Annotated in this window: 23 protein-coding genes; 11 read left to right on the forward strand and 12 right to left on the reverse strand. The window is 57.3% G+C overall.

Annotated features, from left to right (window positions below; translation table 11 throughout):
• Window positions 1–2 precede the first annotated feature (2 nt).
• A complete protein-coding gene (locus CSQ92_RS09920; RefSeq protein WP_034778598.1) occupies window positions 3–551 on the reverse strand; it encodes a thymidine kinase in 549 nt (182 codons plus the stop codon).
• 304 nt (window positions 552–855) lie between these two features.
• Here CSQ92_RS09920 and CSQ92_RS09925 point away from each other — a divergent pair, with 304 nt between their 5' ends.
• Both CSQ92_RS09925 and CSQ92_RS09930 read left to right on the forward strand, forming a co-directional pair.
• Entirely contained in the window at window positions 856–2,247 is a 1,392-nt protein-coding gene (locus CSQ92_RS09925) for a pyridoxal-phosphate dependent enzyme (RefSeq protein WP_373606025.1), read from the forward strand.
• On the forward strand, window positions 2,244–3,425 hold the full coding sequence (locus CSQ92_RS09930; protein ID WP_099394019.1) for a trans-sulfuration enzyme family protein: 1,182 nt from the start codon (window positions 2,244–2,246) through the stop codon (window positions 3,423–3,425). Before CSQ92_RS09925 ends, CSQ92_RS09930 begins: the two co-directional genes overlap by 4 nt.
• Window positions 3,426–3,508: 83 nt before the next feature.
• Here the strand turns inward: CSQ92_RS09930 and CSQ92_RS09935 are convergent, their stop codons facing one another.
• Both CSQ92_RS09935 and CSQ92_RS09940 read right to left on the reverse strand, forming a co-directional pair.
• A complete protein-coding gene (locus CSQ92_RS09935) occupies window positions 3,509–5,722 on the reverse strand; it encodes a penicillin acylase family protein (protein WP_099394020.1) in 2,214 nt (737 codons plus the stop codon).
• 26 nt (window positions 5,723–5,748) lie between these two features.
• Complete coding sequence (locus CSQ92_RS09940) at window positions 5,749–6,588, reverse strand: hypothetical protein (protein WP_099394021.1); 840 nt, start codon at window positions 6,586–6,588, stop codon at window positions 5,749–5,751.
• A gap of 112 nt (window positions 6,589–6,700) precedes the next feature.
• Here CSQ92_RS09940 and CSQ92_RS09945 point away from each other — a divergent pair, with 112 nt between their 5' ends.
• The 6 genes from CSQ92_RS09945 (at window position 6,701) to CSQ92_RS09970 (ending at window position 13,258) form a co-directional block, all read left to right on the forward strand.
• Complete coding sequence (locus tag CSQ92_RS09945) at window positions 6,701–7,147, forward strand: DUF2939 domain-containing protein (protein WP_070281947.1); 447 nt, start codon at window positions 6,701–6,703, stop codon at window positions 7,145–7,147.
• Window positions 7,148–7,272: 125 nt separating this feature from the next.
• Window positions 7,273–7,776 carry a DUF2939 domain-containing protein gene (locus CSQ92_RS09950; protein WP_180276983.1) on the forward strand — a complete coding sequence of 168 codons (504 nt, stop codon included), beginning with the start codon at window positions 7,273–7,275 and terminating at the stop codon, window positions 7,774–7,776.
• 79 nt (window positions 7,777–7,855) lie between these two features.
• Entirely contained in the window at window positions 7,856–8,068 is a 213-nt protein-coding gene (locus tag CSQ92_RS09955) for a hypothetical protein (RefSeq protein WP_092605562.1), read from the forward strand.
• An 11-nt stretch (window positions 8,069–8,079) separates the two neighbouring features.
• Entirely contained in the window at window positions 8,080–8,475 is a 396-nt protein-coding gene (locus CSQ92_RS09960; RefSeq protein ID WP_099394023.1) for a nuclear transport factor 2 family protein, read from the forward strand.
• A 313-nt stretch (window positions 8,476–8,788) separates the two neighbouring features.
• Window positions 8,789–10,513: a methyl-accepting chemotaxis protein gene (locus CSQ92_RS29560; RefSeq protein WP_099394024.1), complete on the forward strand. Its 1,725-nt coding sequence runs from the start codon at window positions 8,789–8,791 to the stop codon at window positions 10,511–10,513.
• A gap of 441 nt (window positions 10,514–10,954) precedes the next feature.
• Entirely contained in the window at window positions 10,955–13,258 is a 2,304-nt protein-coding gene (locus tag CSQ92_RS09970; protein WP_034778992.1) for a TonB-dependent receptor, read from the forward strand.
• A gap of 247 nt (window positions 13,259–13,505) precedes the next feature.
• Here CSQ92_RS09970 and CSQ92_RS28655 read toward each other — a convergent pair whose 3' ends face one another.
• Window positions 13,506–13,721: a hypothetical protein gene (locus tag CSQ92_RS28655; protein WP_139144189.1), complete on the reverse strand. Its 216-nt coding sequence runs from the start codon at window positions 13,719–13,721 to the stop codon at window positions 13,506–13,508.
• 548 nt (window positions 13,722–14,269) lie between these two features.
• Between CSQ92_RS28655 and CSQ92_RS09975 the strand changes: the two genes are divergently transcribed.
• On the forward strand, window positions 14,270–14,854 hold the full coding sequence (locus CSQ92_RS09975; RefSeq protein ID WP_143450326.1) for a hypothetical protein: 585 nt from the start codon (window positions 14,270–14,272) through the stop codon (window positions 14,852–14,854).
• A 134-nt stretch (window positions 14,855–14,988) separates the two neighbouring features.
• On the opposite strand, the gene CSQ92_RS09980 is transcribed toward CSQ92_RS09975, so the two are convergent.
• Both CSQ92_RS09980 and rnc read right to left on the reverse strand, forming a co-directional pair.
• A complete protein-coding gene (locus CSQ92_RS09980) occupies window positions 14,989–15,576 on the reverse strand; it encodes a YcbK family protein (RefSeq protein ID WP_099394025.1) in 588 nt (195 codons plus the stop codon).
• The gene (rnc, locus tag CSQ92_RS09985; protein ID WP_099394026.1) at window positions 15,561–16,319 is read right to left on the reverse strand and encodes a ribonuclease III; all 759 of its coding nucleotides are present in this window, start codon (window positions 16,317–16,319) and stop codon (window positions 15,561–15,563) included. Before rnc ends, CSQ92_RS09980 begins: the two co-directional genes overlap by 16 nt.
• An 81-nt stretch (window positions 16,320–16,400) precedes the next feature.
• On the opposite strand from rnc, the gene CSQ92_RS09990 reads away from it, so the two are divergent.
• Complete coding sequence (locus CSQ92_RS09990; protein WP_099394027.1) at window positions 16,401–17,102, forward strand: EAL domain-containing protein; 702 nt, start codon at window positions 16,401–16,403, stop codon at window positions 17,100–17,102.
• Between the two features lie 168 nt (window positions 17,103–17,270).
• On the opposite strand, the gene CSQ92_RS09995 is transcribed toward CSQ92_RS09990, so the two are convergent.
• Window positions 17,271–17,714, reverse strand: coding sequence for a lytic transglycosylase domain-containing protein (locus CSQ92_RS09995; protein ID WP_099394028.1), 444 nt, complete (start codon window positions 17,712–17,714; stop codon window positions 17,271–17,273).
• 707 nt (window positions 17,715–18,421) lie between these two features.
• Between CSQ92_RS09995 and CSQ92_RS28660 the strand changes: the two genes are divergently transcribed.
• On the forward strand, window positions 18,422–19,513 hold the full coding sequence (locus tag CSQ92_RS28660; RefSeq protein ID WP_180276984.1) for a CAP domain-containing protein: 1,092 nt from the start codon (window positions 18,422–18,424) through the stop codon (window positions 19,511–19,513).
• A 95-nt stretch (window positions 19,514–19,608) separates the two neighbouring features.
• Here the strand turns inward: CSQ92_RS28660 and CSQ92_RS28665 are convergent, their stop codons facing one another.
• From CSQ92_RS28665 to CSQ92_RS10020, 5 genes are read right to left on the reverse strand one after another with little or no spacing between them, the layout of a single operon-like run.
• Complete coding sequence (locus tag CSQ92_RS28665) at window positions 19,609–20,082, reverse strand: hypothetical protein (protein WP_143450328.1); 474 nt, start codon at window positions 20,080–20,082, stop codon at window positions 19,609–19,611.
• Window positions 20,083–20,095: 13 nt separating this feature from the next.
• Window positions 20,096–21,685 carry a type IV pilus modification PilV family protein gene (locus tag CSQ92_RS10005; protein ID WP_143450329.1) on the reverse strand — a complete coding sequence of 530 codons (1,590 nt, stop codon included), beginning with the start codon at window positions 21,683–21,685 and terminating at the stop codon, window positions 20,096–20,098.
• Between the two features lie 57 nt (window positions 21,686–21,742).
• On the reverse strand, window positions 21,743–22,324 hold the full coding sequence (locus tag CSQ92_RS10010; RefSeq protein WP_070257630.1) for a type 4 pilus major pilin: 582 nt from the start codon (window positions 22,322–22,324) through the stop codon (window positions 21,743–21,745).
• 9 nt (window positions 22,325–22,333) lie between these two features.
• A complete protein-coding gene (locus tag CSQ92_RS10015; protein WP_099394030.1) occupies window positions 22,334–23,533 on the reverse strand; it encodes a hypothetical protein in 1,200 nt (399 codons plus the stop codon).
• A 2-nt stretch (window positions 23,534–23,535) separates the two neighbouring features.
• Window positions 23,536–25,365, reverse strand: a complete 1,830-nt coding sequence (locus CSQ92_RS10020) for an ATPase, T2SS/T4P/T4SS family (RefSeq protein ID WP_099394031.1) — start codon at window positions 25,363–25,365, stop codon at window positions 23,536–23,538.
• Between the last annotated feature and the right edge of the window lie 3 nt (window positions 25,366–25,368).

Here is a 25,368-nt window from a genome sequence, read left to right on the forward strand (position 1 = left end):
ATTTACGAGTAGAAACAACGCCCGCATGCCTGGCGGTAACTCTCGTTGCCGCCAATGCTGATCTGTTCGCCTTCCTTGATGCGGCGGCCCTGCTCATCCACGCGGATGTTCATCGTGGCCTTCTTGCCGCAAGTACAGATATTCTTCAATTCCTCGATATCGTCGGCCAGCGCCAGCAGATAGGCCGAGCCGGGGAACGGTTCGCCCTTGAAATCCGTGCGCAAGCCGTAGCAGATGACGGGCACGCCCTTCACTTGCGCCAACTGGTGCAGCTGCTGCACCTGGGCCGTGCTGAGAAATTGCGCTTCATCCACCAGCAAACAGGCGACCTGGGGGATATCGTTGAGGAAATTCGTGTCGGCATGGAAGATATCGACCTGGCGCTGCGGACCCAGGCGCGAAGTCACTCTGCCCACGCCGTAGCGGCTGTCGATGGCGGCCGTGTACAGGCGTACCTGCTGGCCCTGCTCTTCATAGTTGTGCGCGACCTGCAACAAGGCCGTCGACTTGCCCGCGTTCATTGCGGAATACCGGAAATAAAGTTTTGCCACTGCCGCCTGCCCTGTTTGTCTGGTTTTCAGGATACTGTTTAGTTCCTTTTCGAGGCGTGATTATAAATCGCAATGGCGGGCTTGCGGCAGCTTAATAGTCGTGTCATTGGTGCGGCAAGCGGGAAAAAAACGGCGCATACTCGAAGCGCGCACGCTGTTGCCGCGCTGCAGCCGATATGCGCAAAGCGCATATGCAAGCATGCAAACATTCGTTCGCCGCACTCGTCCACCCGCCTACACTGCGCGGCACGGAAGGCGGCTCGGGACACAATCCCGGGCGGCTGTTTCTCTGACAGGAGCCACCATGAATGATCGAATGCCATCCCCACCCCAGCCGCCAGCGCTATACAAGCTGATCGGCAATACCCCGCTGGTCGAAGTGACCAGGCTCGACACGGGCCTGTGCCAGCTGTTCCTGAAACTGGAATCGCAAAATCCCGGCGGTTCCATCAAGGACCGCATCGGCCTGTCCATCATCGAAGCGGCCGAAGCCGACGGCCGCCTGCAGCCGGGCGGCACCATCGTCGAGGCAACGGCCGGCAACACGGGCATCGGCCTGGCGCTGGTCGGCCGCATCAAGGGCTACCGCGTGATTCTCGTCGTGCCCGACAAGATGTCGACGGAAAAAGTGCTGCACCTGAAAGCCCTGGGCGCTGAAGTGCACACCACGCGCTCGGACGTGGGCAAGGGTCATCCCGAGTACTACCAGGATTACGCGGCGCGCCTGGCGCGCGAACTGCCGGGCGCCTTCTTCGCCGACCAGTTCAACAATCCCGCCAATCCGCTGGCCCACGAAACGACGACGGCGCCCGAAATCTGGGAGCAAAGCGGCCATGACGTGGACGCCATCGTCGTCGGCGTCGGCTCATCCGGCACCCTGACGGGCCTGACGCGCTACTTCCGCATGGCGCAGCCGAAGCTGGAATTCGTGCTGGCCGACCCGCAAGGCTCCATCCTCACCGAATACATCGACACGGGCAAGGTATCGGACACGAGCGGCTCGTGGGCCGTCGAAGGCATCGGCGAAGACTTCATCCCCTCGATCGCCGACATGGACAGCGTCACCAAGGCCTACACCATCAGCGACCAGGAAAGTTTTGATTCCGCGCGCGCCCTCTTGCGCGCCGAAGGCATCCTCGGCGGCTCGTCCACCGGCACGCTGCTGGCCGCCGCCCTCAAATACTGCCGCGAACAGACCACGCCGAAGCGCGTCGTCACCTTTGTCTGCGACACGGGAACGCGCTATCTATCCAAAGTCTATAACGATGGCTGGATGCGCGACCAGGGCTTGTTGCAGCGGGCCGTGTCGGGCGACTTGCGCGACCTGATCGGGCGCCGCTACGACGAGGGCGACGTCGTCAGCGTGGCGCCGGGCGACACCCTGCTGACGGCCTTCAACCGCATGCGTGCCAGCGACCTGGCACAGCTGCCCGTCATCGATGGCGGCCAGCTGGTCGGCATTATCGACGAATCGGACTTGCTGCTGCACGTCTCGGGCGACGCCGCCCATTTCGCGGGTCTGGTGGGCGCCACCATGACGACGCAGATCGAAACCCTCGCGCCCTCAAGCGGCTTGCCCGCCCTGCGCGCCACCCTGGACCGGGGCTTGACGGCCGTCGTCGCCGACGATACTGCCTTCTATGGCCTGATCACCCGCTTCGACCTTCTCAACCACTTACGCAGGACACTATCTTGAGCCAGCACATTCCCCGCAAGAGCCGCCTCGCCACGCGCGTCATCCACGCAGGCCAGTCGCCCGACCCGTCGACGGGCGCCATCATGCCGCCCATTTACGCCACCTCCACCTTCGTGCAGGACAGCCCCGGCGTGCACAAGGGACTCGACTACGGCCGCTCGCACAACCCCACGCGCTGGGCGCTCGAGCGCTGCGTGGCCGACCTGGAAGGCGGCAGCGCCGCCTTCGCGTTTGCCTCGGGCCTGGCCGCCATCTCGTCCGTGCTGGAATTGCTGGATGCGGGCAGCCATATCGTCGCCGGCGACGATATGTACGGCGGCACGTATCGATTGTTCGAGCGGGTGCGCCGCCGCTCGGCCGGCCATGAGTTCACGTATGTCGATTTGACGAATCCGGAAAACCTGCTGGCCGCGCTGCGCCCGGAAACGAAGATGGTGTGGGTGGAGACGCCCACCAACCCGATGCTGAAACTGGCGGATTTGCGGGCGATTGCCGACATCTGCCGTGAACGGGGCATCATCGCCGTGGCGGATAACACCTTCGCCAGCCCGCTGGTGCAGCGCCCGCTGGAACATGGCTTCGACATCGTCGTGCACTCGACCACCAAGTATTTGAACGGCCATTCGGACATCATCGGCGGCATCGCCATCGTCGGCGCGGAAGAGCGCCAGGCGGAGTGGCGCGAGCAGCTGGGCTTTTTGCAAAACTCGGTGGGCGCGATTGCCGGGCCGTTCGACAGCTTCCTCGCCCTGCGCGGCGTGAAGACCCTGGCCATCCGCATGCAGCGCCATTGCGAAAGCGCCCTGGCGCTGGCGCAGTGGCTGGAGCAGCAAAAGGAAGTGCGCAAGGTGTTTTATCCGGGACTGGCCTCGCATCCGCAGCACGCGCTGGCGCAGCGCCAGATGGATGGTTTCGGCGGCATCATCTCGATCGACCTCAATACGGATCTGGCCGGCGCGCGGCGCTTCCTCGAACACTGCGAGGTTTTCGCCCTGGCCGAAAGCCTGGGCGGCGTGGAAAGCCTGATCGAACACCCCGCCCTGATGACGCATGCGAGCATCCCTCCCGAACAGCGGGCAAAACTGGGCATAGGCGACGGCTTGATCCGCCTGTCGGTGGGCATCGAAGACATCGAAGACCTGCGGCATGACCTGCGCACGGCGCTCGACGCGATTTGATATTTCAGATCAACCCAGGACCAGCACCGTAGGTCGGATTAGCGAAGCGTAATCCGACACATTGTTGCCATGAACAGCAACGTTCACTCCCCCGGCCGGTACCTGCGCTCCAGGTGCCGAGCCACGTCTTCGGGATAAAACAGCACGTCCTTGAATTCACCGCGCGCATACATGGCCGCCTGGTCCCGGAAGTGGGGCGACTTCGGGTCGCCGCTCTGGCCGCCGGCGAGGATGCTTTTCGCCTTGATGCGGGGGCCGAATTCCACGGCCGCCACAAAGCTGTTGCCGCGCTCGCCGTAGATCCTCCGCGTGGTGCTCTTGCTGCTCTGCCCATATGCGGCCAGCGCGCCCCAGTTGCCCGACGCGTAAGGCACGGGCAGGCTGGCTTGCGCATCGTCGAACGGCTGCACCACGTCGCCTGTCAGACGCTGGTAGCGGTTGATCTCGCCCCACGGCGTTTGCCAGTTGCCGAAATCGCGCCGCAGCTTATCGGCGGCACTGGCCAGTGCCGCCAGCCGCTGGTCGGCCGGGACCCTGTCCGTCGCCAGAAAATCGACCACGGGCATGCCCTGCTCGCGCGCCTGCTTGCCTGCCTGCTCGGCCAGCTCCTGGCCCCAGAACACGGCCAGCGAGGTGGCGGTGGACGTCAGCGAATAGCGCCAGTCCCAGGCACGCAGCAAAGCCACCTTGTCGGCCAGCGCCAGCTTTTGCGGCGAATTCTCAGGTAGCGCATCGTACGCCGCGAACAACGGCGGCAGCAAGGATTCGAACGCCGTCAGTTCGCTGTCGTAGGAGGCGGCGATCAGGCTGTCCAGGGTAAAACCCGTCCTGTTCTGGAAAACCTTGACGGCATGCAGGCCGCGCGCGTTTTCGCCATACACGGACATGTAGGCGGGATAGTCGTGCTGGCGCGGGCTGTTGGCGCCGGCCGCCGAATACGGCCAGTTGTTCGTGTTCTGGATCCAGCCATTCTTCGGATTGAACAGGGTGATGGTTTGCGCCACCGTGTGCAGCCCTTGCCATTCCGTGGCGGGGTCGCTGCCATCGACGGGTTGCTTCCAGTTGAAGCGCGGGTCGCGCACGGGGATGAAATTGCCGTGAAAATAGGCGATATTGCCATCCGCATCCGCATACACCGTGTTGTTCGACGAATTCGTGCGCAGCTCCATCGTCTTGTAGAACGCCGCGTAATCGCGCGCCTTGGTGCGCGTGTACGACTGCATGAGCGCCTTCAACGGCTCGTTCATCAGGCGCACGGCCACCCATTTACCGTCCAGCGCGCGCACGATGGGGCCGTGGTGGCTGTAGTAGACGGTGATGGTTTTGGCGCCCATGCCGCCATCGGCCAGCCTATATGGCAAGGTGATGGGCACGGCCTTCAAGGGACGCAGCCCGCCGTCATAACGGTAGAACCATGCGCCATCCCGGTCGACGATACTTTCCAGGTATTCGTCGATGACATCGCCGCCGCCCGAGGTATGCATCCAGCCGAGACGGTCGTTAAAACCCTGGTAGACAAAGAACTGGCCCCAGGTGACGGCGCCATACGCGTTCAAGCCTTCGCCGCTGGTGACTTGCACTTCGGGGCGGAAGTAGAACGAGGTGTGCGGATTGATCATCAGCAGCGCATGGCCGTTTTTCGTGATGGCGGGCGCGATGGCGAAGCCGTTCGAGCCGCTGGGTTCAGGATCCAACCCGGTCTCCACGCTGGCCAGCGCCACGGCGGCAGGCCTGGCTTGCTGGCCATAGAACGCTTCGAGCTGCGCCAGGTTGACCGATTCGATATCGCCGCCGATGCTGCCCTCGCTGAAGCTCAAGGCCATCCACGGCTCGAAATGCGCGATCAGCCGCGGTTTCACCTGCGGATGCGTGGCCAGGTAAAAATTCAGGCCATCGGCAAAGGCGTCCATCAGCTTGCGCAGCCACGGCGGGCTGGCGCGGTACTGCGCCTGCAAGTCGGCCGGATCGATGAAGAGCTTCATGCGCAGGTCGCGGTACAACTCCCGCTCGCCCTCCACTTCCGCCAGGCGCCCCATGGCGTTGATGTAATTGAGTTCCACGCGGGGGAAATCGTCTTCGGCCTGCGCATACATCAGGCCAAAGACGGCATCCGCATCGCTCTTGCCCGTCACATGGGGCACGCCCCACGTGTCGCGCGCGATGCTGACATTGGCGGCTTGCGCCTGCCAGCGGGCCATGTCCGCGACAGAAACGGCACTGGCAGCGGCGGTCAGCGCGGGCGTAGCGGCAACGATGCCGCAGGCGATGGCGGCGAACAGGGTACGGCTATGCAGCATGCACTACTCCAGAATCAAGTCGGCAATCAGGATGCATCGATCAGCGCGGCGATGCGCTGGTTCAATTCGGTATTTTCCGCCTGCAGCTGCGCCACTTTCTGTTTCAGGCTGGCGATCTCGCCGCGCAGGCGTTCCGCTTCGGACGGCGCCTGCGCCGCGTTTTCCGCCCACGGCTCGTTGCCCGTTTCCGGCGTATCCTGCGGCACGTGGGGTGCCTTCGGCTCGCGCGGCGTGCGCGTGGCGGCGCGCTGTTCGCGGATTTCCTTGGCCGCCTGGCGTAATAATTTCTTGCCGCCGGCGACGGCCGCGACCTGTTCTTCCGGCGGCAGGGACGCCACGGTGGCCGCCGCATTGATGGAGATCGTGCCCGAGCGGACGGCTTCCACCAGTTCCGGCGACGCCGCCTTCTGGATCTTCTCGATCTGGCTGATCTGGTTGCTGCTCAAGCGGGCCGCCTTGGCCACCTCTTCGCGCGTGCTCATGGCCGGCTTCGGCGCGTTTTCGCCGTCCGGCGCATCCTGGGCACTGACGGGCGCCGGACTGCGCGCGGCGACGATTTCCTTCTTGCGCAGGGCCAGCACGCCGCGCTGGAAGTCCGACACGCTGCGGCGCGCCAGGTGATTGTCGATCATCCACAGCATGACGTCGTCGAGCGAGGTAAAGCTGGTGTTCTGGATGGTCTTGAATTCGATGCCGTGCTGGCGGCAGATGGCGTAGCGGTTATGCCCGTCGATCAGCACGTCGTTCCACAGCACCAGCGCGTCGCGGCAGCCTTCGGCCAGCAGGCTGCGTTCGAGCGCCGCGTATTCGCTGGCGGTGAGCGGATCGATATACGACTGCAGCACCTGATTGATAGTGATATTCATGGTTGTCCTCAATATTGCGGCGCGATGGTCCGCGCCGGCACGAATGCTACACCATCCGCCACCCCTGGCCGGGTAAAATCACGGCGGCACAGCTCATACAAAAACACGGACCATGAAAAGAAAGTACGCCACCGCGATCATTTTTACCGTTGCCGCCATCGGCTTCACCTGGGTCAGCCCCTACATCGCCATGTACCGCATCAGCATCGCGGCGAAATCCGTGCGCCTGGAAAACCTGGCGCAGCAGGCCGACCTGCCCGCCGTGCGTGCCAGCGTGGCGCGCCAGTTGCGGGCGGCCGGCGAAACGGCCAACGAAGAGGACTTCAAGGAAATGCTCGACACCATCGTCTCGCCGCCCGGCATTACGGTATTGATCCTGCACGGCAAGCAGGGGGCGGACGGCAAGCGCCACGACTTTGGCATGGCATACCGCTCGTGGAACGAAGTGGTGCTGCGGCGCAGCGGCGCTGGCCCCGCCGCCAGCCAATTTTTGCTGCGCCGCCATGGCATCTGGGACTGGAAACTGACGGACATTACCTTGCCGCCAGAATTACTCTGACGAAACTTGATCTAAAACAACACTTACCTAAACTACCATATTGATTTTGGGAAATATTATGTAGAATGCCAACACTTCAGGCGCACCGGGTCGCCAGGCATCCAAAAGATTGCACAATGAAAAGAATGATGCTTCTTGCTGTAGTGGCACTGGTCGCGCTGGCCGGCGTCTTCTATGGCAGCCCGTATTTCACCATGAACAAGATACGCGCGGCCACGATGGACGAGGATACGCAGGCCCTGGCCGCGCATATCGACCTGCCCCAGCTGCGCGGCAGCCTGGGGCAGCAACTGCATGCCCTGTTCTCGGCGCCGGAAGTGGCCGACGATATCAGCCCCGACGTCATCGACCCTTTGCTCGATACCATGCTGATGCCCGAGGGCATCGTCGCCTTGATGAAGCTCAATGACCGCTATGAAAAACCGATCGCCAAGGTCAGCGATATCAGCGGCCGCAAGCGTACTACCAAACCCGACTACAAACTGCGCTACACCTCCTGGGATAGCGTCGTGGTGCAGCGCGCGCACAGCAAAAGCCATATCGGCGAGCTGACCCTGGCGCGCGACGGCCTGTGGCACTGGAAGCTGGTGTCGGTGGCCCTGCCGAAAAACCTGCTGGCCGACACGTAAGGCACCAGGCCCGCGTAGCGGCAAACCAGCGGCGGCGCGACACTGCTATCATCGGGTTTTGATTTCCAACGGAGGCAACATGTCAGACCTCGTACAACACGCCCTGACCCACGCGGGCAAACCGGCCACCACGCCGTGGGTGGTGACCCTGACCAGCGGTGAGAAACTCACCGGCCCCATTTCCCCGCTCAGTGACGGCTGCTATGCCATCGGCCTGGGACAAATCAAGTATTTTTCCAGCGACAAGGTCGCCTGCCTGAATGTATCGGGCGCCGGCGCGTTTCCCATCTGAAGACCCTGGCTATGGACCACACGCAGGACAAGACGCAGGACAGCGCACGCCTGGCGGCGCAGTTGCAGGCGCTGGAAGCGGCGCTGCAAAGCCAGGCGGTGCGGGCTGACAGCACCAGGCTGGCAGCTCTGCTGGCCGACGAGTTCTTCGAATTCGGCAGCTCGGGCAATCTCTGGACGCGCGCGGCGACCTTGGCAGATCTGCCGGCAGAAGATTTTTGCCTGCGCAGCATCAGCGATTTCCAGGCGCGCTTGCTGGCCGAGGATGTTGCCTTCGTTACCTACCGCTCGCAGCGGCACGCCAGCAGCGCCCTACCCGCGAGCGCCAGCTTGCGCAGTTCGCTGTGGAAGTGGCGCGATGGCCGCTGGCAAATGGCGTTTCACCAGGGCACGCCGATTCCCGGCTGATCCGCCTCCCTTCGGACGCGTCTCCTATGCCCGCTCCACAGGCGCGGGAACAAGCCGCGCATGTCGAAAAGTTGTTTTTTGGTCCGTAAAATCTCATTGATTTACTGAATTTTTTATGTAAAAATGATTTTAATAAATAAAACAAATTAATTATTTAAATCAGTTTTCAAGTAACGCGATCCTCACACCACGAATCCGTGTTCTGGATAGAGAAGCACTGCGCAGGCCACGATTCGTTGCCAGGCAATCGCCTGCCCTCGTCCCGCGCAAGCCCCATTTCTAATCGTCACCACGTATTTTTGGGAGAGACATCATGGATAAATTCACCGTACGCACCCAGCTCACTCTGGCTTTCGGCCTGCTGGTCTTTTTCCTCATCGGCATCTCGATCTTGTCCGTGCGCAGTTTTTCCACCTTCAACACCGGCTTTGACCAGTATGTCAACGGCATCACGGCCCGCGCCAATACGGCGCACCGCGTGCGTGACGCGATCGACATGCGTGCCGTGGCGGCCAGGAACCTGGTACTCGTCACCAAGCCGGAAGACCTGGAAATCGAACGCAGGCAGGTCTTGCAGGCGCACGCCGATGTCGTCAAGAACATGCAGCAGCTGCTGCAGCTGGCACAGCAGCCGGAGGTATCGGACGAGGTGCGCGCCATCATCAACAAGATCGACAGTATCGAAAAACGCTATGCTCCCGTGGCGCTAGGCATCGTGGACCTGGCGCTGCAAAAGAAAACCGAACAAGCCATCGTCAAGATGAACGAGGAATGCCGCCCGCTGCTGGCCGCCCTCGTCGCCGCCAGCAATGAATATTTCGCCCTGACGGACCAGCGCTCCGCTCTCATCCTGCAGGAAGACAACGAACACTACATTCTCAACAGGAATATCCTGATCGGCGCCAGCTTGCTGTCCATCGTGCTGGCGGCCCTGGCGGGTTGGCTCATCACGCGTCACCTGCTCAAGGCGCTGGGCGCCGAACCGAAACAGCTGTGCGACGCCGTCAGCCTGCTTGCCGCCGGCGACCTGACAGGAAAACTCAGCGTCGCTCCGAACGATAGCGTCAGCGTGCTGTCCGCGCTGCAGCGCATGCAGGTATCGCTGACTTCGGTTGTGTCCTCCGTCCGCCAGGATTCCGACACGGTAGCCCTTGCCGCCACGGAAATTTCCACCGGCAATAGCGACCTGTCGCTGCGCACGGAACAGCAAGCCAGTTCACTGGAAGAAACCGCTTCCTCGATGGAAGAACTTACCAGCACCGTGCGCAAGAATGCGGAAAATGCCCGCGAAGCCAATGTGCTGGCCACGACCGCATCGGACGTCGCCAGCAAGGGCGGCGCCGTGGTGGGACAAGTGATGGGCACCATGGACCTGATCAGCGAATCGTCGCGCAAGATTGTCGACATCATCAGCGTCATTGACGGCATCGCCTTCCAGACCAATATCCTGGCCCTGAATGCCGCCGTGGAGGCGGCGCGTGCCGGTGAACAGGGCCGCGGCTTCGCCGTCGTGGCCACCGAAGTGCGCGGCCTGGCCCAGCGCAGCGCCAGCGCGGCCAAGGAAATCAAGACGCTGATCGACGATTCCGTGAGCCGCGTCGATGCGGGCGCCAGGCTGGCGGCGCAAGCGGGTACGACGATGTCCGAGGTGGTCGCCAGTGTCGCCCGCGTCAGCAACATCATCGCTGACATCACGATGGCCAGCCAGGAACAGACCACCGGCATCGAGCAGATCAATCAGGCGGTGGCCCAGATGGATAGCGTCACGCAACAAAACGCGTCGCTGGTGGAAGAAGCGGCGGCGGCAGCCGAATCCCTGCGCGACCAGGCCAGCCACCTGGTGCAGACGGTGAGCATCTTCAAGACGCACGACGACCATGTGGCGGCGCCCACGCCAGCATCAGCGCGCGCCAGCCGCAAGCCGCTGCGCCTGGTACCGGCCCCGGCCAACAGCACCGTCAAGCGCCAGGCAGCGCCGGCAAAACACCGTGCGGCGCAAGCGGAAACCATGACGGCCGGCGATTGGGAAGAGTTTTAAGCGTTAAACCGATATGGGCATGCCGCCACGCGTGCCCCCGTGACGCGCGCAGGAGATAGCCGCCACCGGCACCATCCCCTGTCGCGCAGCAACAACACGCCCCTGCCGAAAAAATCCGCGGCAGCTGTTGTATTTCCACTGTCCGGACATGGGCAGCACGGCAAAAGCCATCCCTCTTTTTGCGCTCCCGCAGGAAACCCCATCCCCATGCCAGGCCACTTTTGCGCTCGCGCAAGCCTGGCGGCACTCCACTATGCACCCGCCAGATATTGACGACAAATACGATTTTATTCGTGTATTCAGTCGAAACGGATATGAATAGCCGTCGCTGGAAAATGGCATGAATACCAAAACTTTCCGTGCTAGCATGATTTTTCGTCCAGCTGGCCAGCGCCAGCTTGCAGCGCCCCAACAACCTTCACCGACAGGAGCCGTTTCATGATGACACCGCATGCCAGCACACGCGCCAGCACAATACGCCACACCCTGATTGCCCTGGCAATCACTGCCGCCTTCCCCCTGCAGGCGATGGCGCAGGCACAGGACAGCATCCCGGCGCCAGCCGCCGACGCGCCTGCGGCTCCGGCGGCACAGGCCGGCCCTGGCCAGCTGGAAACGGTGATCGTGACGGCGCAGCGGCGCGCGGAAAACATCAAGGACGTGCCCATGTCCATCGCCACCCTGAAAGGCGACAAGCTCGACACCTTGACGGCCGGCGGCGCCGACATCCGCTTCCTCAACAGCCGATCGCCCAGCGTGTCCGTCGAATCGGATTACGGCCGCACCTTTCCCCGCTTCTACATTCGCGGCCTGGGCAATACCGACTTCGACCTGAATGCCTCGCAGCCTGTGGGCCTGGTGATGGATGACGTGGTGCAGGAAAATGCCATGCTGAAAGGTTTTCCCGTGTTTGACGTCGACCAGGTCGAAGTGTTGCGCGGCCCGCAAGGCACCTTGTTCGGCCGCAACTCGCCGGCCGGTGTGATCAAGTTCGATTCCGCCAAGCCCGTCTTCAAGACCGAGGGCTACCTGAGCGGCGGCTTCGGCAAGGATGGCATGAAGAACCTGGAAGGCGCCTTCAACGTGCCGGTCAGCGACACGGTGGCCCTGCGCTTTTCCGGCCAGACACAGCGCCGCGACGACCGCGTACACAACCCGCGCCCGACCGGCACGCGCGACTTCGAAGGCTATGAAGACAGCGCAGGCCGCCTGCAGGTACTGGTCAAGCCCACGCGCGACTTCAGCGCCCTGTTCAACGTGCACGCGCGCAACCTCGACGGCACGGCCACGCTATTCCGCGCCAATATCCTCAAGCAAGGCACCAACGACCTGGTCGACGGCTTTGATTACGATAACTACCCGACCGACGGCATCAACCGCCAGCACCTGAAAACCAAGGGCGGCAGCATGCGCCTGAAATGGGACTTGCCCGGCGTCACCCTGCATTCGATCACCGGCTACGAAAAACTCGATTTCTTCAGCCGCGCCGACGTCGACGGCGGCTATGGCGCCGTGTATGCCCCGCCGATGGGCCCGGGCTTCATCCCCTTCGTCGTGGAAACGGCCGACGTGATCCCCAACCACAAGCAGATTTCGCAGGAATTCCGCGCCGAATCGTCTGCCCGCGGCCCGCTGCAATGGATAGCCGGCTTGTTCTACTTCAAGGAAGATATCCAGATCGACAGCATCAGCTTTGACAGCCTGGCGCCCGGCAATCCGCAAAACAGTGCCTACGCCACGCAAAACCAGAGTTCGAAGTCGTACGCGGCCTTCGGCTCGCTCAACTACACGGTCTCGGACGCCCTGAAACTGCGCGCAGGCCTGCGCTACACGACCGACAAGAAGGATTTCTCCGCCAAGCGGGTGGAAGCGACCACGGCTGGCCCCTTCAACCTGAACGACACCTCGCACAACATCAGCTGGGACGTGAGCGGTACCTATGTGCTGACGCCGGAAACCAATGCCTACGCGCGCATCGCCACCGGCTACCGCGCGCCGTCGATGCAGGGACGCCTGAACGGCCTGGCCGACCGCCCCTCGTTTGCCGGCGCCGAGAAAGCGCTGTCCGTCGAGGCCGGCATCAAGCAGGACCTGTTCGACAAGCGCGCGCGCCTGAGCGTGGCCGTGTTCCAGTATCGTGTAAAAGACAAGCAGCTGACGGCTGGCAGTGGCGCCGTCAACATGAACCAGCTGATCAACGCCGACAAGGCCACGGGCAGTGGCGTGGAACTCGATTTCCAGGCAAACCTCAGCGACTCGCTCAGCATGACCCTGGGCGGCAGCTATAACCACACGGAAATCCAGGACAAGAAGCTGTTCGTACAAAGCTGCGGCAACGCGCAAAACAACCCGGCCAGCGGCTGTACCGTCACCGACCCGCTGGGCCCGTTCAAAGGCACGGCCTACATCGACGGCAACCCGCTGCCGCGCGCGCCGGAATGGCAAACCAACTTCACCCTGAAATACAGCATTCCCCTCGCCAATGGCGAGTTCTACGCCTACACGGACTGGGCCTACCGCACCAGCTATAACTTCTTCCTGTATGAAGCGAAAGAATACAAGGCCAAGGAACTGCTCGAAGGCGGCTTGCGCGTCGGCTACAAATGGGATCGCTATGAACTGTCCGCGTACGGGCGCAACATCACCAACCAGATCCAGTCGCTGGGCGCCATCGATTTCGACAACCTGACGGGCATCATCAACGAACCACGCACATATGGGGTGCAGTTCAAGGCGACGTTCTGATTTTTATTGCTGGCGGCAACGCCAAAGCATGTCGGTGGGAGCAGCCGTCCGGTGAAAACCGGGCGGTTTTTTTATGCGCTCTCGCGTGCGCCTGCATTTACGCGCATGCGTCCGTGGAAAGCCTGTGCGCATGAGACGAACCACAGGCGCTCTCCTCGATGGCCTGTACAAGCGGGCTGCCATCTGGTCTCTGCATATAAAGAAAAGCGGCCAAGGGCTTAGCTTGGCCGCTCTACGTGGCTGAGGGCTAGAGGGTCAAAAAGGTCTGGACCGGTGATGGGCTGTTCAACAAACCGGTCACAGCTTTTTGGTACAAGGCTTCGAATTGCTCCAAAACGGTGGGATTGTAAATTTCTTCACTCTCTCTGACGCTTTCAAGCCATGCGATGTCTTTTTCTGTAATACCCACGTTTCTCATCCATTGCAAGGAATTTAATTTTGTAGGTTGAGCAGTTACGGTCATCTAGATCTCCTGAAAAGGTAACGGACAAGACTGTCCCCCATGAATACGCTATCAACATCCGCATGGGAGACAGCCCTGTCCAAATCTAGAATTCTTGAATATACAACAGGTATTGCCGGCAAAAAAATCTTGCGGTCAATTTTATTTCATGCTCGCCTTAGAAAATACGTTCGTAGCAAGCAATCTTCAATTTTTTCAGCCACAGACAATCAGATAGCATCCAAGGATAACTAACCATTGCACCAGGTTTCCGTCACGATAAGAATGAAATTTTTTCCGCGTAGGCGATTAAATAAACTGATCACTTGAATATGCCAGTGGCAAGCTCAAGGAATTGATTTGATGTCGAAATAATATGATCAATGCCGTTTGACGGCATTCGGATAATAACATAAAGTGACATCAAACGTTTCTCAAAAGAAACTCTCTGTGCAAATATTATTCATTATGCCCTTCATCTTGCGCCGAGACTGGAATGTGTACACAATATCCTTGTGCCTGCCACAGTGAGTATTCTGCCAACTGTTCAATTTATATCCAATACCAACATGACTTCTCCTGACTTTGCTGATAACTCCTTGGAAATATCCGTATCTGTGCCTGTCAACACCTCAATCACGGAAGATGGTTTTGTCTTGAAAAATGTTGACAAGATTGAATGCATTCGAACCCGGATGGATAGCCGCATGACCGTGAGCCTGTACTCCTGGCAGGCAAGCCGTGAAATCAGGCGTGACTTTAATTTATTAAGCTGCAAAATATTTACCCGCGGCCAGGATAAGCGTTTTCTGGCGCAGGTACGGGAACTGCTGCTTGAGATGGTCACTGAAGGAGAGTTTCTGAAAGCAGATGCCTTGCCATTTTTTGATGGCGCCCTTCCCGAGCCAATGCACTTCCCATTACGTATCGTTTGCCCTGAAGCAGGCTTGTTATTACGTGCGTTCCAGGATGCCGACAAGCCAATCGCTTATCTAAACCTGGCTGCCAGTTCAGGTAAGCTTGACAGAATAGCGGCCAATGACATGGCCTTTCCTTTCCTGGCTGCTTATCGTAACTTGAAAATGTTCTTGCTAGGCATTAATACCTCAAAGGAGACTGCCCAGGCCTTGGGCGAGCAGGCGGGTATCTCCTAAAGGATCGGCACATAGCGACAACGGCCGCAGGCATGGCACACCGTGTGTGTACTGTAATTACGCTACATTGTTGATTTTACTAGTGAATAATGCACTCTCCGACATTTCCAGGTTCCGAATATTGCGCTGACAAACTAACCTCGCCAATATCTTATGCGGCCGCGGTCCAGATGTGTAAACCGCTTTCCTGGATAAAAGCCAACTCCTCCGCCCGCCAAATATAGCCCAAAGCGGGCGATCGCTTCGGGACTGACTCCCTGTATCCGCAAGTCGAGTGCCTGCGCTCTGGTATGCAGGCTATTGCGTACTCCTCCTTCCGAGGCATTGGTGCGAGGGTCCCGGTATCCGGACGTGATAATTAATGGCCGGTCCACACCGAAACTACGAATCCATCCGTAGACGCCCCGCGCAATATCCAGCGTGACCAAATCAAACTGGACAGCTCTGTTGACGTGGATGTCCCGCAACAGCTGGCATATTGCGATATACCCTTCAGGCACAATTTTTCCGTCTGCCCAATACACAGCGCGCACTTCTTCCCCGGAATCCGGACGCCGCAGCCACAATTCCCGCGGCAGGTCCCAAAAGCCAGCCTGCTGGGCTAATGCCGGCGTTGCTATCGATGCGACGGCGCCGGCTGCGGCAAGCAGCAATCTGCGCCGGCCAGGCTGCGCGATGCAATCGATCCCCTCCGGGGGTGGAAGGATTATCGTATCCGGCATTTTTGCAGCGCTTCCGCGGCGGCTTTACCTTCAGCCATTTTACGGCTTGCTCCGACGCCGGAGGTGGTAATGCCGAGTTTCTGGATTGTGCAGGTGACCTCAATTCTTTGCTCAACGGAGTCCTTCGACTCGCGCAAAATAGCGTATTTTGGAAGTGCGATCCCATTTCCCTGCAGGTGTTCCTGCAGCGCGGTTTTAGGATCCTTGTCAAGATTGATCGCACCGCTGACAAGCAGAGCCTGCAGGTGGTGCCGGATCACTTTTCTTGTCGCATTAAAACCTTGGTCTATATAAGCGGCGCCAATGAGCGCCTCTACCGCGTCAGCAAGCATCGATGGGCCAGTTTGTGTGCGGCTGTCGCTATGTTCCACACGAAGATAGGTGGCCACGTCAATGCGCTTGGCGATCTGCGCCAGACTGTCCTGACGCACCAGGGCAGCCCGGATGCGCGACATATTTCCTTCAGTCATACGGGGAAATTGTTCGAATAGCCAAAGTGCGGTTTCGCAATTAAGCAAAGCGTCGCCGATAAACTCCAGGCGTTCATTGTTCATGGGGCCGCAACTGCGGTGACTCAGCGCCTGCTGAAGTAAATCCTGATTCATGAATACATGACCAAATCTGTTTTGAAGCTCGACCACATCACCCCCTAAGTATTGCCTCAGGATAACAATGATCAATTCCAGGCCACAGCAGAAAAGGCGTACAATTCCGTTAAGAATCGTCTTTAAATCCTCGTGCATTTCCGTACGTTCAGCCAGACGGCGCTTGATACAGTGTGTGCCTTAACTGCCTCCAGGCGGCATGCCCGATGCCGCAATCTCATGTCAAGCCACCGTCAAGCATTCGAAACTTCTCCAGTATCTTCATTTCCCGGTGGTGCGCAGATCCCCTTCGAACTTCAGCCGATTGTGAGTATTGCTGAAAATCGCATCGTCGCGTACGAACTCCTCTTTCGCGGGGACCGCAAAATGCCGTGGGTCGACGTGGACAGAGCCGTCCTGCTGCATCTTTCAAGCCAGTGTTTTACGTCCATCGACATCTATGTCAACCTGACAAATGAAACCCTGCTGGAGGTATCCTCCGAGGTTTTTTCCCGGGCCACGCAATTGAATTCAGTCGTCTTCGAAGTGAGCGAAACTCTTGGCAGCGCCACTGATTTTGGCCTCGTGGCTGACAAGGTGAATTTACTGGCACAACGTGGTGTGCGCTTTTCGGTGGATGATTTCGGTAGCGGGCAAGATGGTTTATTACGCCTGTACTCATTGGATCGAGTCGAATCGGTAAAAATCGACGGCGCATTTCTGGCGCGGAGTATCCGGCGGCCGGATGCAGCCCGGGTGCTGTGCGCGTTGATCGCGCAATGGAAGCAGAATGGCATTGCCATCATCGCCGAATGCGTGGAAACGGCTGAACTGCTGGCGTTTGCGACCTTGATCGGGGTTGAACGGGTGCAAGGATGGCATGTCGATACGATGCATCCCCCGATCCAGCTGCCAAGCCTGTGGCCACCATCGTGGGCATAGATGGCGTTCTGGCTGCTAGCTGAAGCAAGGCGCAACAAACGATATTACCGCACGCTTGCCTCCGAGTTGAACAACTTCAATTGCTCCCCTCCTGCGCATGCCGCCGCACGGTCTTTGCAGACCAGTGAGCAAGCACAGGCAAGTGCAATACAAAACCTCCCCGCTTGCTCACTGTCCCCGAATCCAGCCGCGAGCGCTCCACTCTTCTATACGCCTGCGGACTTTGGCGGCATAGAGATCGCGCTTAGCCGGTGTTTCGCTGTGATAGGCGCCAACGGCCGTGTAGTTGTTCCCATGCTTGCTCATTTTCTTCTTCAGCAGCCAGGCAGCCACATAAATTGACTTGCACGCGTCAAACATGTCAGCGGCGCCGATGCCGTACTTGGCAAGCTCAGGCAAATGAACGCTATTGATGCCTGTCATGCCACGATCAACCGATCCATTGTTGTTCGACACAATCGTTCTCGGCCTGAAATCAGATTCGACCGACGCAATGCCACGCAGTATCCAAGGATTAACTTGGTGAAAAAGAGCCGCGTCATCAAAACAGTCCGCTCTTGCAGCTTGAATGGAGCCGGCCAACAGCACGGCAAATGCTAACTTTTTGAGCATTCCAGTTAATTCCAAAAAAATTAAATCTTTCACAGAAAAACACACGGGCAGTGAATAAAGATGGCCAGCCTAACTCAACGCCATCAAAATCGTCAGAAAAATAGGCCGTTCTCGATGGATCTCGTACCGGCCATGAAATTCTTTTCAAGCCAGGCCTGCCAATCAGAATGCTTTCCATGTATCTCACCAATCCGAAAGGGCCTGGAGGCTTCCACGGCACATCAATTCTATGGCCAATGGCTGCTCCTTTTTCTGGCATAAACCCCTTATTTATGGATTGAATCAAATTAGTGCAATTCCACCTTGGCAAAATAAAGAAAATGCGTTAAAGTTTCACTGTCGCAACTGCGGCACGGCAAGACCACCCTTTCATACTCCAATCTCCCATATTTCATCAATATTCAATTATTGATGAGGCATCCTCAAGTCTCTCCTATTTCTCACAGCCGCACCGCGGCAAGGAAATAGCACATCTCCTTCTACACACTTCACCCATTTACTCTTTTCACCTTCAGCAATCCGCTTTTCAAAAACTGTTTCTGACGTCATCGCATCTTTCATGGAAGCCTTAAAAACTCCATAAAAGAACTTCGCATGACTTAATTTTCCACCACGACCTTAACTTTCTGCACAAAAACTTGTTTCGACATTTTTCAACAGTTGCATCCACAGCAATTCAATAAACCTTCAAACCAATAGGAAACAAAATGAAATCAATTAAAACTAGCGTGTACGTGACGGCCCTTGCAACTCTGTTGGTTGCGTGCGGTGGCGGTGGTAGCGACAGTGGCAATAACACCGGAATCGGTGTAACGCCACCTGTAATTCCGCCAGTATCGCCTCCAATAACGCCGCCTGTAACTCCACCTATTCTTCCACCGGTCAATCCTCCCATAACACCTCCTGTCCCGGAATCAACAATTCAAAAGGAAGTACTCACCGCTACCTATGCTGCCAATACGGAGCAAAGAAATGCCTATAATTATCTGAACGCGCAGCGTCTGGCGTGCGGATTTGGACAACTGCAGCAGGATGCCAATCTTGATGTTGTTGCACAAGGTCACGCAAGTTATTTGTCGGCAAATCATTTGATGAGCCACTACCAAGACAAAATAGCCTATCCAAATGGTTTTACTGGTAAAACACTTGCTGATCGTTTTTCTGCAGCAAGTTATGCCGCAGTCTCTGGCGCGGAAGTGCTGACAGCACCATATGCAGATACCTATTACCAGTCTTATGGATTTTCCTATGGTCAATCCGCGGTAATGGATCTGCTTGCAAGTCCGTATCATGGCAATGGCATGCTGCAAGGTGAGCGTGATGTAGGCGTCGGCTATGGCGTTACGGATACATATTGGAGACGCGTTGTTATCAATATGGGATCCACGTCAGAACGTCCACGTCAACAACTTGCAGCTGATCAGGTAGTGACATTTCCATGTGCTGGCACAAGTGGAATTCTTTCGAAGACATATACCAATGAAATTCCATCACCGATCGCTGGCCGTGATTTGCTGGACAATCCAATTGGCCATCCAATCTATGTCAAAGTACGCGATGGGAATTCTTTGGTGTTGAGCGGGTACGTTTTAAGAAAAGATGGAACCAATACTGAAATTCCACTTCAATTACTCAACAAGGAGAATGATGCGAACGGACTTATTACGGATGCATCGGTCGCAATTCTGATGCCTTTAGTTCCTCTTGAGCGAAATACATTATATGCATTCACCTCAACAGGCAAAAATTCCGGAGCTTCAATATCAATTTCTATCACCTTCACAACAGGAAATTACTAAAACACAATCGCCGAATAAAATAACATAAAATAGATTTTCAATTATGTATTAAATTTCACCCAAAGCATTTGCTTTGGGTGTTTTTCTTTATAAATTTATGTTTTAAAACACGAATAAGTATAAATGGTGAAATTAACCCAGCTATTACCCTCACCAGAAGAATTATTCGACAACCAATTTGACACCTCCCCAACAATATAACCGGGCGGGCATTCGTCGTAAACATTCTTCCCGACAACATATTTCACTCGATATCCCTGACAAGTGGAAGTAACGGCAAATTTTGCATTGACTGAGTTTGCGTTATAAGTACCCGTGGCAATGCCGCACATGGCGCCCTGACGGTCGCCCCCGGATGTGCCTGCAGCGCCAGTAGCACCGGTTGCGCCAGTAGCGCCAGTAGCACCTGCCGGGCCAGGAATCGCGGGAGGAATAAAATTCTCCACGCGTGTACTGATCCCAGTTAATTTATCTTGGCCAGTGGAATCTACCGCTTGAGCGTAGGCTGCCAACGATGAAAGCAACAATGCAGACATCAAGGAAAAATTAATAATTTTTTTCAATTTCATACTCCTTTTATAATCATAAGTAGTAACAATAAGTCTGTGCGATCATAATTCCTTTAACCGGATTACCTTCGCCATCCTGGACATAAACATTCCAAGGCCCGGACCCCGTTGCAAAGTGGTTGATATAACCAATTTGCTCTTCGCTGCGCGGCACCAGATAAATTTTTGGAACGCCATTGGCCAAACAGCTTGGCGCAGGAACGAATGCCCCCTGAGTTGTGCTAGAGACCGTAACCATCGTCGCCGCTTGAAAAGCGAATTTGCCCATGCGCCCCACCAGATCAACCCACACGCCTCCCTGGCAAATCAATGACGAGCCACCAGAGGTTTGGGAGATGGCGGTTTCCGGGCTACATGCAGATCCGGCGATTGACGTTCTTGTGAAGTTTTTTAGCGGCACGAACACGCCGGACTGGCACACCAGCGTTTCTTGATTGCCGCTGTTGACGGCTATCCCCCCCTCCACGGAACAAGGTGCACCGGAGCTGCTCGTGACGAGCGCTGGATTCCGCCAGCTTCCGCCTCGGCAAACCAGGATACCGGCAGCGGCATTCGATGACTGGGTATTGGCAATGTCATTTTCTTTGGCGCAGCCGCCCCCTGGAAAGGCCTGCGTTGCGGCATTCAGCAGTGCGCCAGAGACGCGTCCCGAGTTGCCATCCAGTGTCGCACTCGGGCTTCCCCCGTTGTCTGTCACGCCGATACTCGCCGTATTGGGATCGAGGTAGGCCCGCACCAGGCAGTTGGTTGCGCGGGATACGATCTCGCCGTTCTTGTACAGCGCTGCCCTGAGGCAGGCCTCGATATCCGAGGCACTGATCGACTCGCTTGAAGAAACTTCCTTGCCGAACGCCCCTTTTCCGGCCACGCTGAAGTCTCCGCGCAAGCTCGGATCACGGTTATCGTTGATGCGGACAAACTGGCTCAGGCCCGAAGCCCCATAGCCGAAACGCGCCACGACAACACCGGCCGGATTGCCGGCGACAGGATTTGGCGTTGATCCGGCGCCGCCCAGATACATCACTCGGGATGGGTCGGGCAGGATGGAAAAACCGGCATTCACCCCGACTTTCTCGGCCATTGCGGATATGGCAGGCCCATCCGCTTCGTTCGTTCCGGCGCTCTGGATCGGCTTATCGATATAGACCCGGCCGCTAACATCGCACTGCTCGCCAGCGCCAGTTTCCCAGCACCGGTCAGGTGTCCGCTCAACTTCGAACCGAAACTTGCCGGGTGCCTGTCCGTTGCTGAAAAAGGATACGGCCGAGAAACCGCTTTGCAGGTAACCCAGCTGTATCAGGTTGCCAATAGTCGGCCGCATGGTTTGACCTTCGGCATTACCCGCACTGAGCGTGAACCCGTTTTTTGTGACCGCCGCGCCTCGCTGAAGGGCCAGATAATTTTCCTGCGCGTATGTCTCGCCCGCGGTGCGCGCAATAGCCAATGCGCCCCCCTGCGCGGAAGCGAAATTCAGCTTGCGCGCCAGCGCGGATGCCTGCATCGCGCCGAGCGCCACGACTGCGGATACGAGCAACGCAAGCGTTACCTCGATCATGGCGAAACCAGCCTGCGATTCTCGTTGATGGGGATTGGTTCGTGTCATATGAAAAACATTTGATACTGGAGCAGGCGTTCGTCAGATAGCCTGCGCTCCAGCGGGTTAGGTGCCGGAACGGCCAATTGCCCAGGTGATGGTGACATCGGTGGCCGATTCGCATGCGGTCGCCAAGGTTGCGGCGTTCAACGTGGCGTCGGCGGCTTTGGCGGTCGAGCTGCCCACGGTAATCCGGCGCGCGAGCGATTGTGTCGCGCTGACAATGTCGTAGCATTGAGCGGACGGCACCTTCGTGAAGGCCAGGTTCGCCACGTCATTATCGACAGTGATGGTAGCTGGCGCCACGGTCACCGTCCCGCCCCACATATTCGATGCGGTATCGGCTGTGCCGTCACGAAAGTTGCGCGGGATCGCGCCGGACTTGACGGCGATCGCGGTCGTCAGGGAGCCATACTCATTGTTCATGCCAAAGTTCTTGCGAAGGTCGCCCGCGATGATGGTAATCGCGCTGGCAACAGCGTTATTCTCTTCCTTGCGCGACGTATCGCGATAGTTCAGAAAAGCCTTGCCGACGATGACGGCAACCACGATTAATGCGATCACCAATGTGAGCATAAAGTCGCCCGCCTGCTGGCGATGCTTGTAGAGGGAAGTCTTGACGAGATTGTTTTCATGTTCGAACTGCATAGATACCTTTCAGTTTTGGTTTTGAGTTGCAAGAGTGTTGCCTGGTTGCTTAGATGCTTTCTTCTCCATCTCCCTTTGTATTTGGCGGATCGGATCCATTTCCTGCTCCATGGAGTTGCTTATGTTCATCAGCCCGAGGTATAGGAACATGACCAGCCCGACAACGATTGCGATGTAAGTGAAGTTCAGGACGGCAGCATTTTTCGTAACCTGCTCCCTCGCCTCTGTATTACCTTTCGAGCCGACTTCAATAATGACGTCACTAAAACTTGGCGTGTTTCGTATGGAGCTGCCGAGTCTGGCCAGCAGTTTTTGGGAAACAAGACCTTTGGAAAAAGCCTCGACATACTCGGTCGGCCTGGCGTTCAAATGATTCAAAATGCGCCGTATGTGCAGCCGCAGCCAGGGCGATGCATCTTTATGGATCGCTTCAAGCGACTCCTTCAAGTTGCGACCGGTTCCTAGCCAGACTGCCAAGGCAGAGAAAACCAGTCCAGCCTGGAAGTCCCGATACATCGACAACGGTATTAACCAGGGTGCGACTGGGGTCAGCCACATCGCCAGGGTAGGATTGCATTTTTCCATTTTCAGCCGCAGCGGGCCGCGCCATGTGGGAAGGCGGGACAGAAAGAACAATACAAGGACCAGCGTAATCAGACAGATTGAAAGCCCGTGGTTATTGATGACGTTTGCAGTGATGCGAACAGCATTGTTAAATGGCGTCCAAACCTCTTGCGGAGCGGTCTTCTCGATAGCGGGAATCGCTTTGGAACTGATCATGTAGCCCAGGGCTGCGGCACCCGGCAGTATCAGCATCGGCTTCACCGCTGCCATGGCGATGGCTTTCTTGGCCTCCATTTGATCGTCGATCGCATTTGCCAAAACCCTCAGGGTTGTTGGCTGGTCCTTCGAACGGTCAACTGCGCTCAGCATCAGCCTATCCTCTGCCGGCATGATTTCCCCAATGGTCGCCCTGATCGAGTGGTTGCTGCCGGAGGTGAGCAAGCGTAGTACATGCCGCATGGCATATGCCTTGGAACGGGAGCGTGTTATGGGATTTCTGGCGAGTTTCAACTCCGCTTCCACGAAGTCGCGCAGCGGCTCGGTCTTTTCCACGGATTTTGCCAACTCACGGTAGAAGTCACTTCGTCCGACACGGAAGTCAAAGAGTTGGAATGTATTTTTGATTGTTTTTAAACGTCGCAGCATATTTATTTCCCAGGTATTGCAAAGCGGGCGAATGATCCAAACGGCGCCACATTCCGGGGATCCGTGAGACCGCATATCGCCTTGAACAACGTATGTTCAAATACCGTTTTTCCACGCATGTCCGATGTATCAAATCGCTTGTCCGAATCTGAGCGGAAATGCCAATACGCTTCAATGTCTCGGCCTTCCCGTGTCAGTTGAAGCCAGCGCTCGTCTGGAATCATCATTTCGGCCACAACCGTTTGACCCTTGATGCCACGGCCACGGCAGCAATTGCAGCCGCCATCTCTTCGCAAGAAGAAGTTGTCTCGCGGGAGATCAAAGCGTGTTTCGAAAATCGCCATATCATGGTGAATCCGATGCAATTCCATGTCGGCGCCGTAACGCGTTCCCGCGATACCATGGGCGAATCTGGTTTCTCCCACATCCTGTATTGCGATCTTGCAAGTCGGACATAACAGCGGCACCAACGCCTGGTAGGACAGAAGGCCGAGTACGTTGGGTGCTGTCAGGACGCTCCGGTTCAGGCCTATGCTTTGATCGGTTAGGCGCGGAACGATACCGGAGATAAACTGGGCGTGAAGCGTTCCCATTGCCATGTGGCCAGTAAAGACAATTTCTTGCGCAGCTGCCCCGCTCGACCGGTCTCGTATTTCGCCAATAAATGCGGCATCCAGGTCGCCACGCAGAAGATCCATCACGATTCCATTGAATTCCCGCTCGCTTCCGGCACGATCTTGCAGATTGCGTTGAAAGCTGATCTGATGCACACCCTTCAGCCGCAATTCGATCGGGTCTTCAATGGAAAAAAATGCCTGCCTTCCGTTACCCGGATGGCTTTCCCAAAATGATTGCGCGGTGGTCGTCTTTCCCGAGCCGGTGATGCCCGCGAGGATATTTATTTTCGGCGGCCCATAGGGAACCTCCTGGAACAAATCGATGTGTTCGGATGCATATCCCAACTCCTCGAACGTTCGTGATGGCGCATCGCTATCCGTATTAAGCAGCCGGCAAACGATCTTCGGTCCCGTTGGGCTTCGAAAGGATTGATAGCGCATCGCTATTTTTTTACCGTCAATCACCCGGCTTTTAATCATCGCGCTCGCATTGACGTCGTCTTGAAACTGCGATTCGGTATTGGATCCGGTTTGTACATTGTTGGTATAGGCCCAGCTCACGGCACCGCGCAATTGGGTGGCCGTGAAAATACCTTTATCTTTGCCTGGAAGCGGCTCAAGCTCTCCATCGATACGGATCTGTACCGTTCCGCGTTCATTCTCGCAAACACAATGAATGTCGGAGGCGCCGGCACGCACAGCGATGTCGCCGATCGACTCGAAAAGCGTCTTCCACTCTGAGGAAGACGAGGCTTCCTCGCCACCGAATTGAGAAATGCGATGTTGATAATCATCAACCAGAGACTTGATGACCGCCGGCGAGCACGGAATCTGTCCACTCTCGACATGGTAGCCATGACTAACCAGCTTGGTACGCAGGTTGGTCAACGTCGCGCTGAGGTTGCCGGCATACTCTGGATCAACAATTATCGTTGCCCTTCCCTTGCTCCGCGTGATTGCTGCAACGGCATACTCCTGACCTTTGGGAATCTTGTACTGTCCCAGTTGATCGCCACCACTAACCAGCAGAATCTTGCCATCACCCAATTGGTCAAGATGCTCAACCTTTAAGGTGCGCCCAGTATGCAGCTGGCCCGCTGAATCAGCGCCGCCTGAAGCATGTTCAAGGCGCTGTCCCGCAGGCCTCACGGTGACCATCGTGCCAGGGCCAATGGGGTGCTCGGGATGGTTATTTCCTCGGAAAAGTGTGAGCATGCC

The sequence above is a fragment of the Janthinobacterium sp. BJB446 genome (assembly GCF_002735655.1).
Lineage (GTDB): Bacteria > Pseudomonadota > Gammaproteobacteria > Burkholderiales > Burkholderiaceae_D > Janthinobacterium > Janthinobacterium lividum.

Coding starts and splice junctions, on each gene's coding strand:
- CSQ92_RS09925 (WP_373606025.1), top strand. CDS start 856: ATGAATGATCGAATGCCATCCCCACCCCAGCCGCCAGCGCTATACAAG.
- CSQ92_RS09935 (WP_099394020.1), bottom strand. CDS start 5,722: ATGCTGCATAGCCGTACCCTGTTCGCCGCCATCGCCTGCGGCATCGTT.
- CSQ92_RS09940 (WP_099394021.1), bottom strand. CDS start 6,588: ATGAATATCACTATCAATCAGGTGCTGCAGTCGTATATCGATCCGCTC.
- CSQ92_RS09945 (WP_070281947.1), top strand. CDS start 6,701: ATGAAAAGAAAGTACGCCACCGCGATCATTTTTACCGTTGCCGCCATC.
- CSQ92_RS09950 (WP_180276983.1), top strand. CDS start 7,273: ATGATGCTTCTTGCTGTAGTGGCACTGGTCGCGCTGGCCGGCGTCTTC.
- CSQ92_RS09955 (WP_092605562.1), top strand. CDS start 7,856: ATGTCAGACCTCGTACAACACGCCCTGACCCACGCGGGCAAACCGGCC.
- CSQ92_RS09960 (WP_099394023.1), top strand. CDS start 8,080: ATGGACCACACGCAGGACAAGACGCAGGACAGCGCACGCCTGGCGGCG.
- CSQ92_RS29560 (WP_099394024.1), top strand. CDS start 8,789: ATGGATAAATTCACCGTACGCACCCAGCTCACTCTGGCTTTCGGCCTG.
- CSQ92_RS09970 (WP_034778992.1), top strand. CDS start 10,955: ATGACACCGCATGCCAGCACACGCGCCAGCACAATACGCCACACCCTG.
- CSQ92_RS28655 (WP_139144189.1), bottom strand. CDS start 13,721: ATGACCGTAACTGCTCAACCTACAAAATTAAATTCCTTGCAATGGATG.
- CSQ92_RS09975 (WP_143450326.1), top strand. CDS start 14,270: ATGACTTCTCCTGACTTTGCTGATAACTCCTTGGAAATATCCGTATCT.
- CSQ92_RS09980 (WP_099394025.1), bottom strand. CDS start 15,576: ATGCCGGATACGATAATCCTTCCACCCCCGGAGGGGATCGATTGCATC.
- rnc (WP_099394026.1), bottom strand. CDS start 16,319: ATGCACGAGGATTTAAAGACGATTCTTAACGGAATTGTACGCCTTTTC.
- CSQ92_RS09990 (WP_099394027.1), top strand. CDS start 16,401: ATGTCAAGCCACCGTCAAGCATTCGAAACTTCTCCAGTATCTTCATTT.
- CSQ92_RS09995 (WP_099394028.1), bottom strand. CDS start 17,714: ATGCTCAAAAAGTTAGCATTTGCCGTGCTGTTGGCCGGCTCCATTCAA.
- CSQ92_RS28660 (WP_180276984.1), top strand. CDS start 18,422: ATGAAATCAATTAAAACTAGCGTGTACGTGACGGCCCTTGCAACTCTG.
- CSQ92_RS28665 (WP_143450328.1), bottom strand. CDS start 20,082: ATGAAATTGAAAAAAATTATTAATTTTTCCTTGATGTCTGCATTGTTG.
- CSQ92_RS10005 (WP_143450329.1), bottom strand. CDS start 21,685: ATGACACGAACCAATCCCCATCAACGAGAATCGCAGGCTGGTTTCGCC.
- CSQ92_RS10010 (WP_070257630.1), bottom strand. CDS start 22,324: ATGCAGTTCGAACATGAAAACAATCTCGTCAAGACTTCCCTCTACAAG.
- CSQ92_RS10015 (WP_099394030.1), bottom strand. CDS start 23,533: ATGCTGCGACGTTTAAAAACAATCAAAAATACATTCCAACTCTTTGAC.
- CSQ92_RS10020 (WP_099394031.1), bottom strand. CDS start 25,365: ATGCTCACACTTTTCCGAGGAAATAACCATCCCGAGCACCCCATTGGC.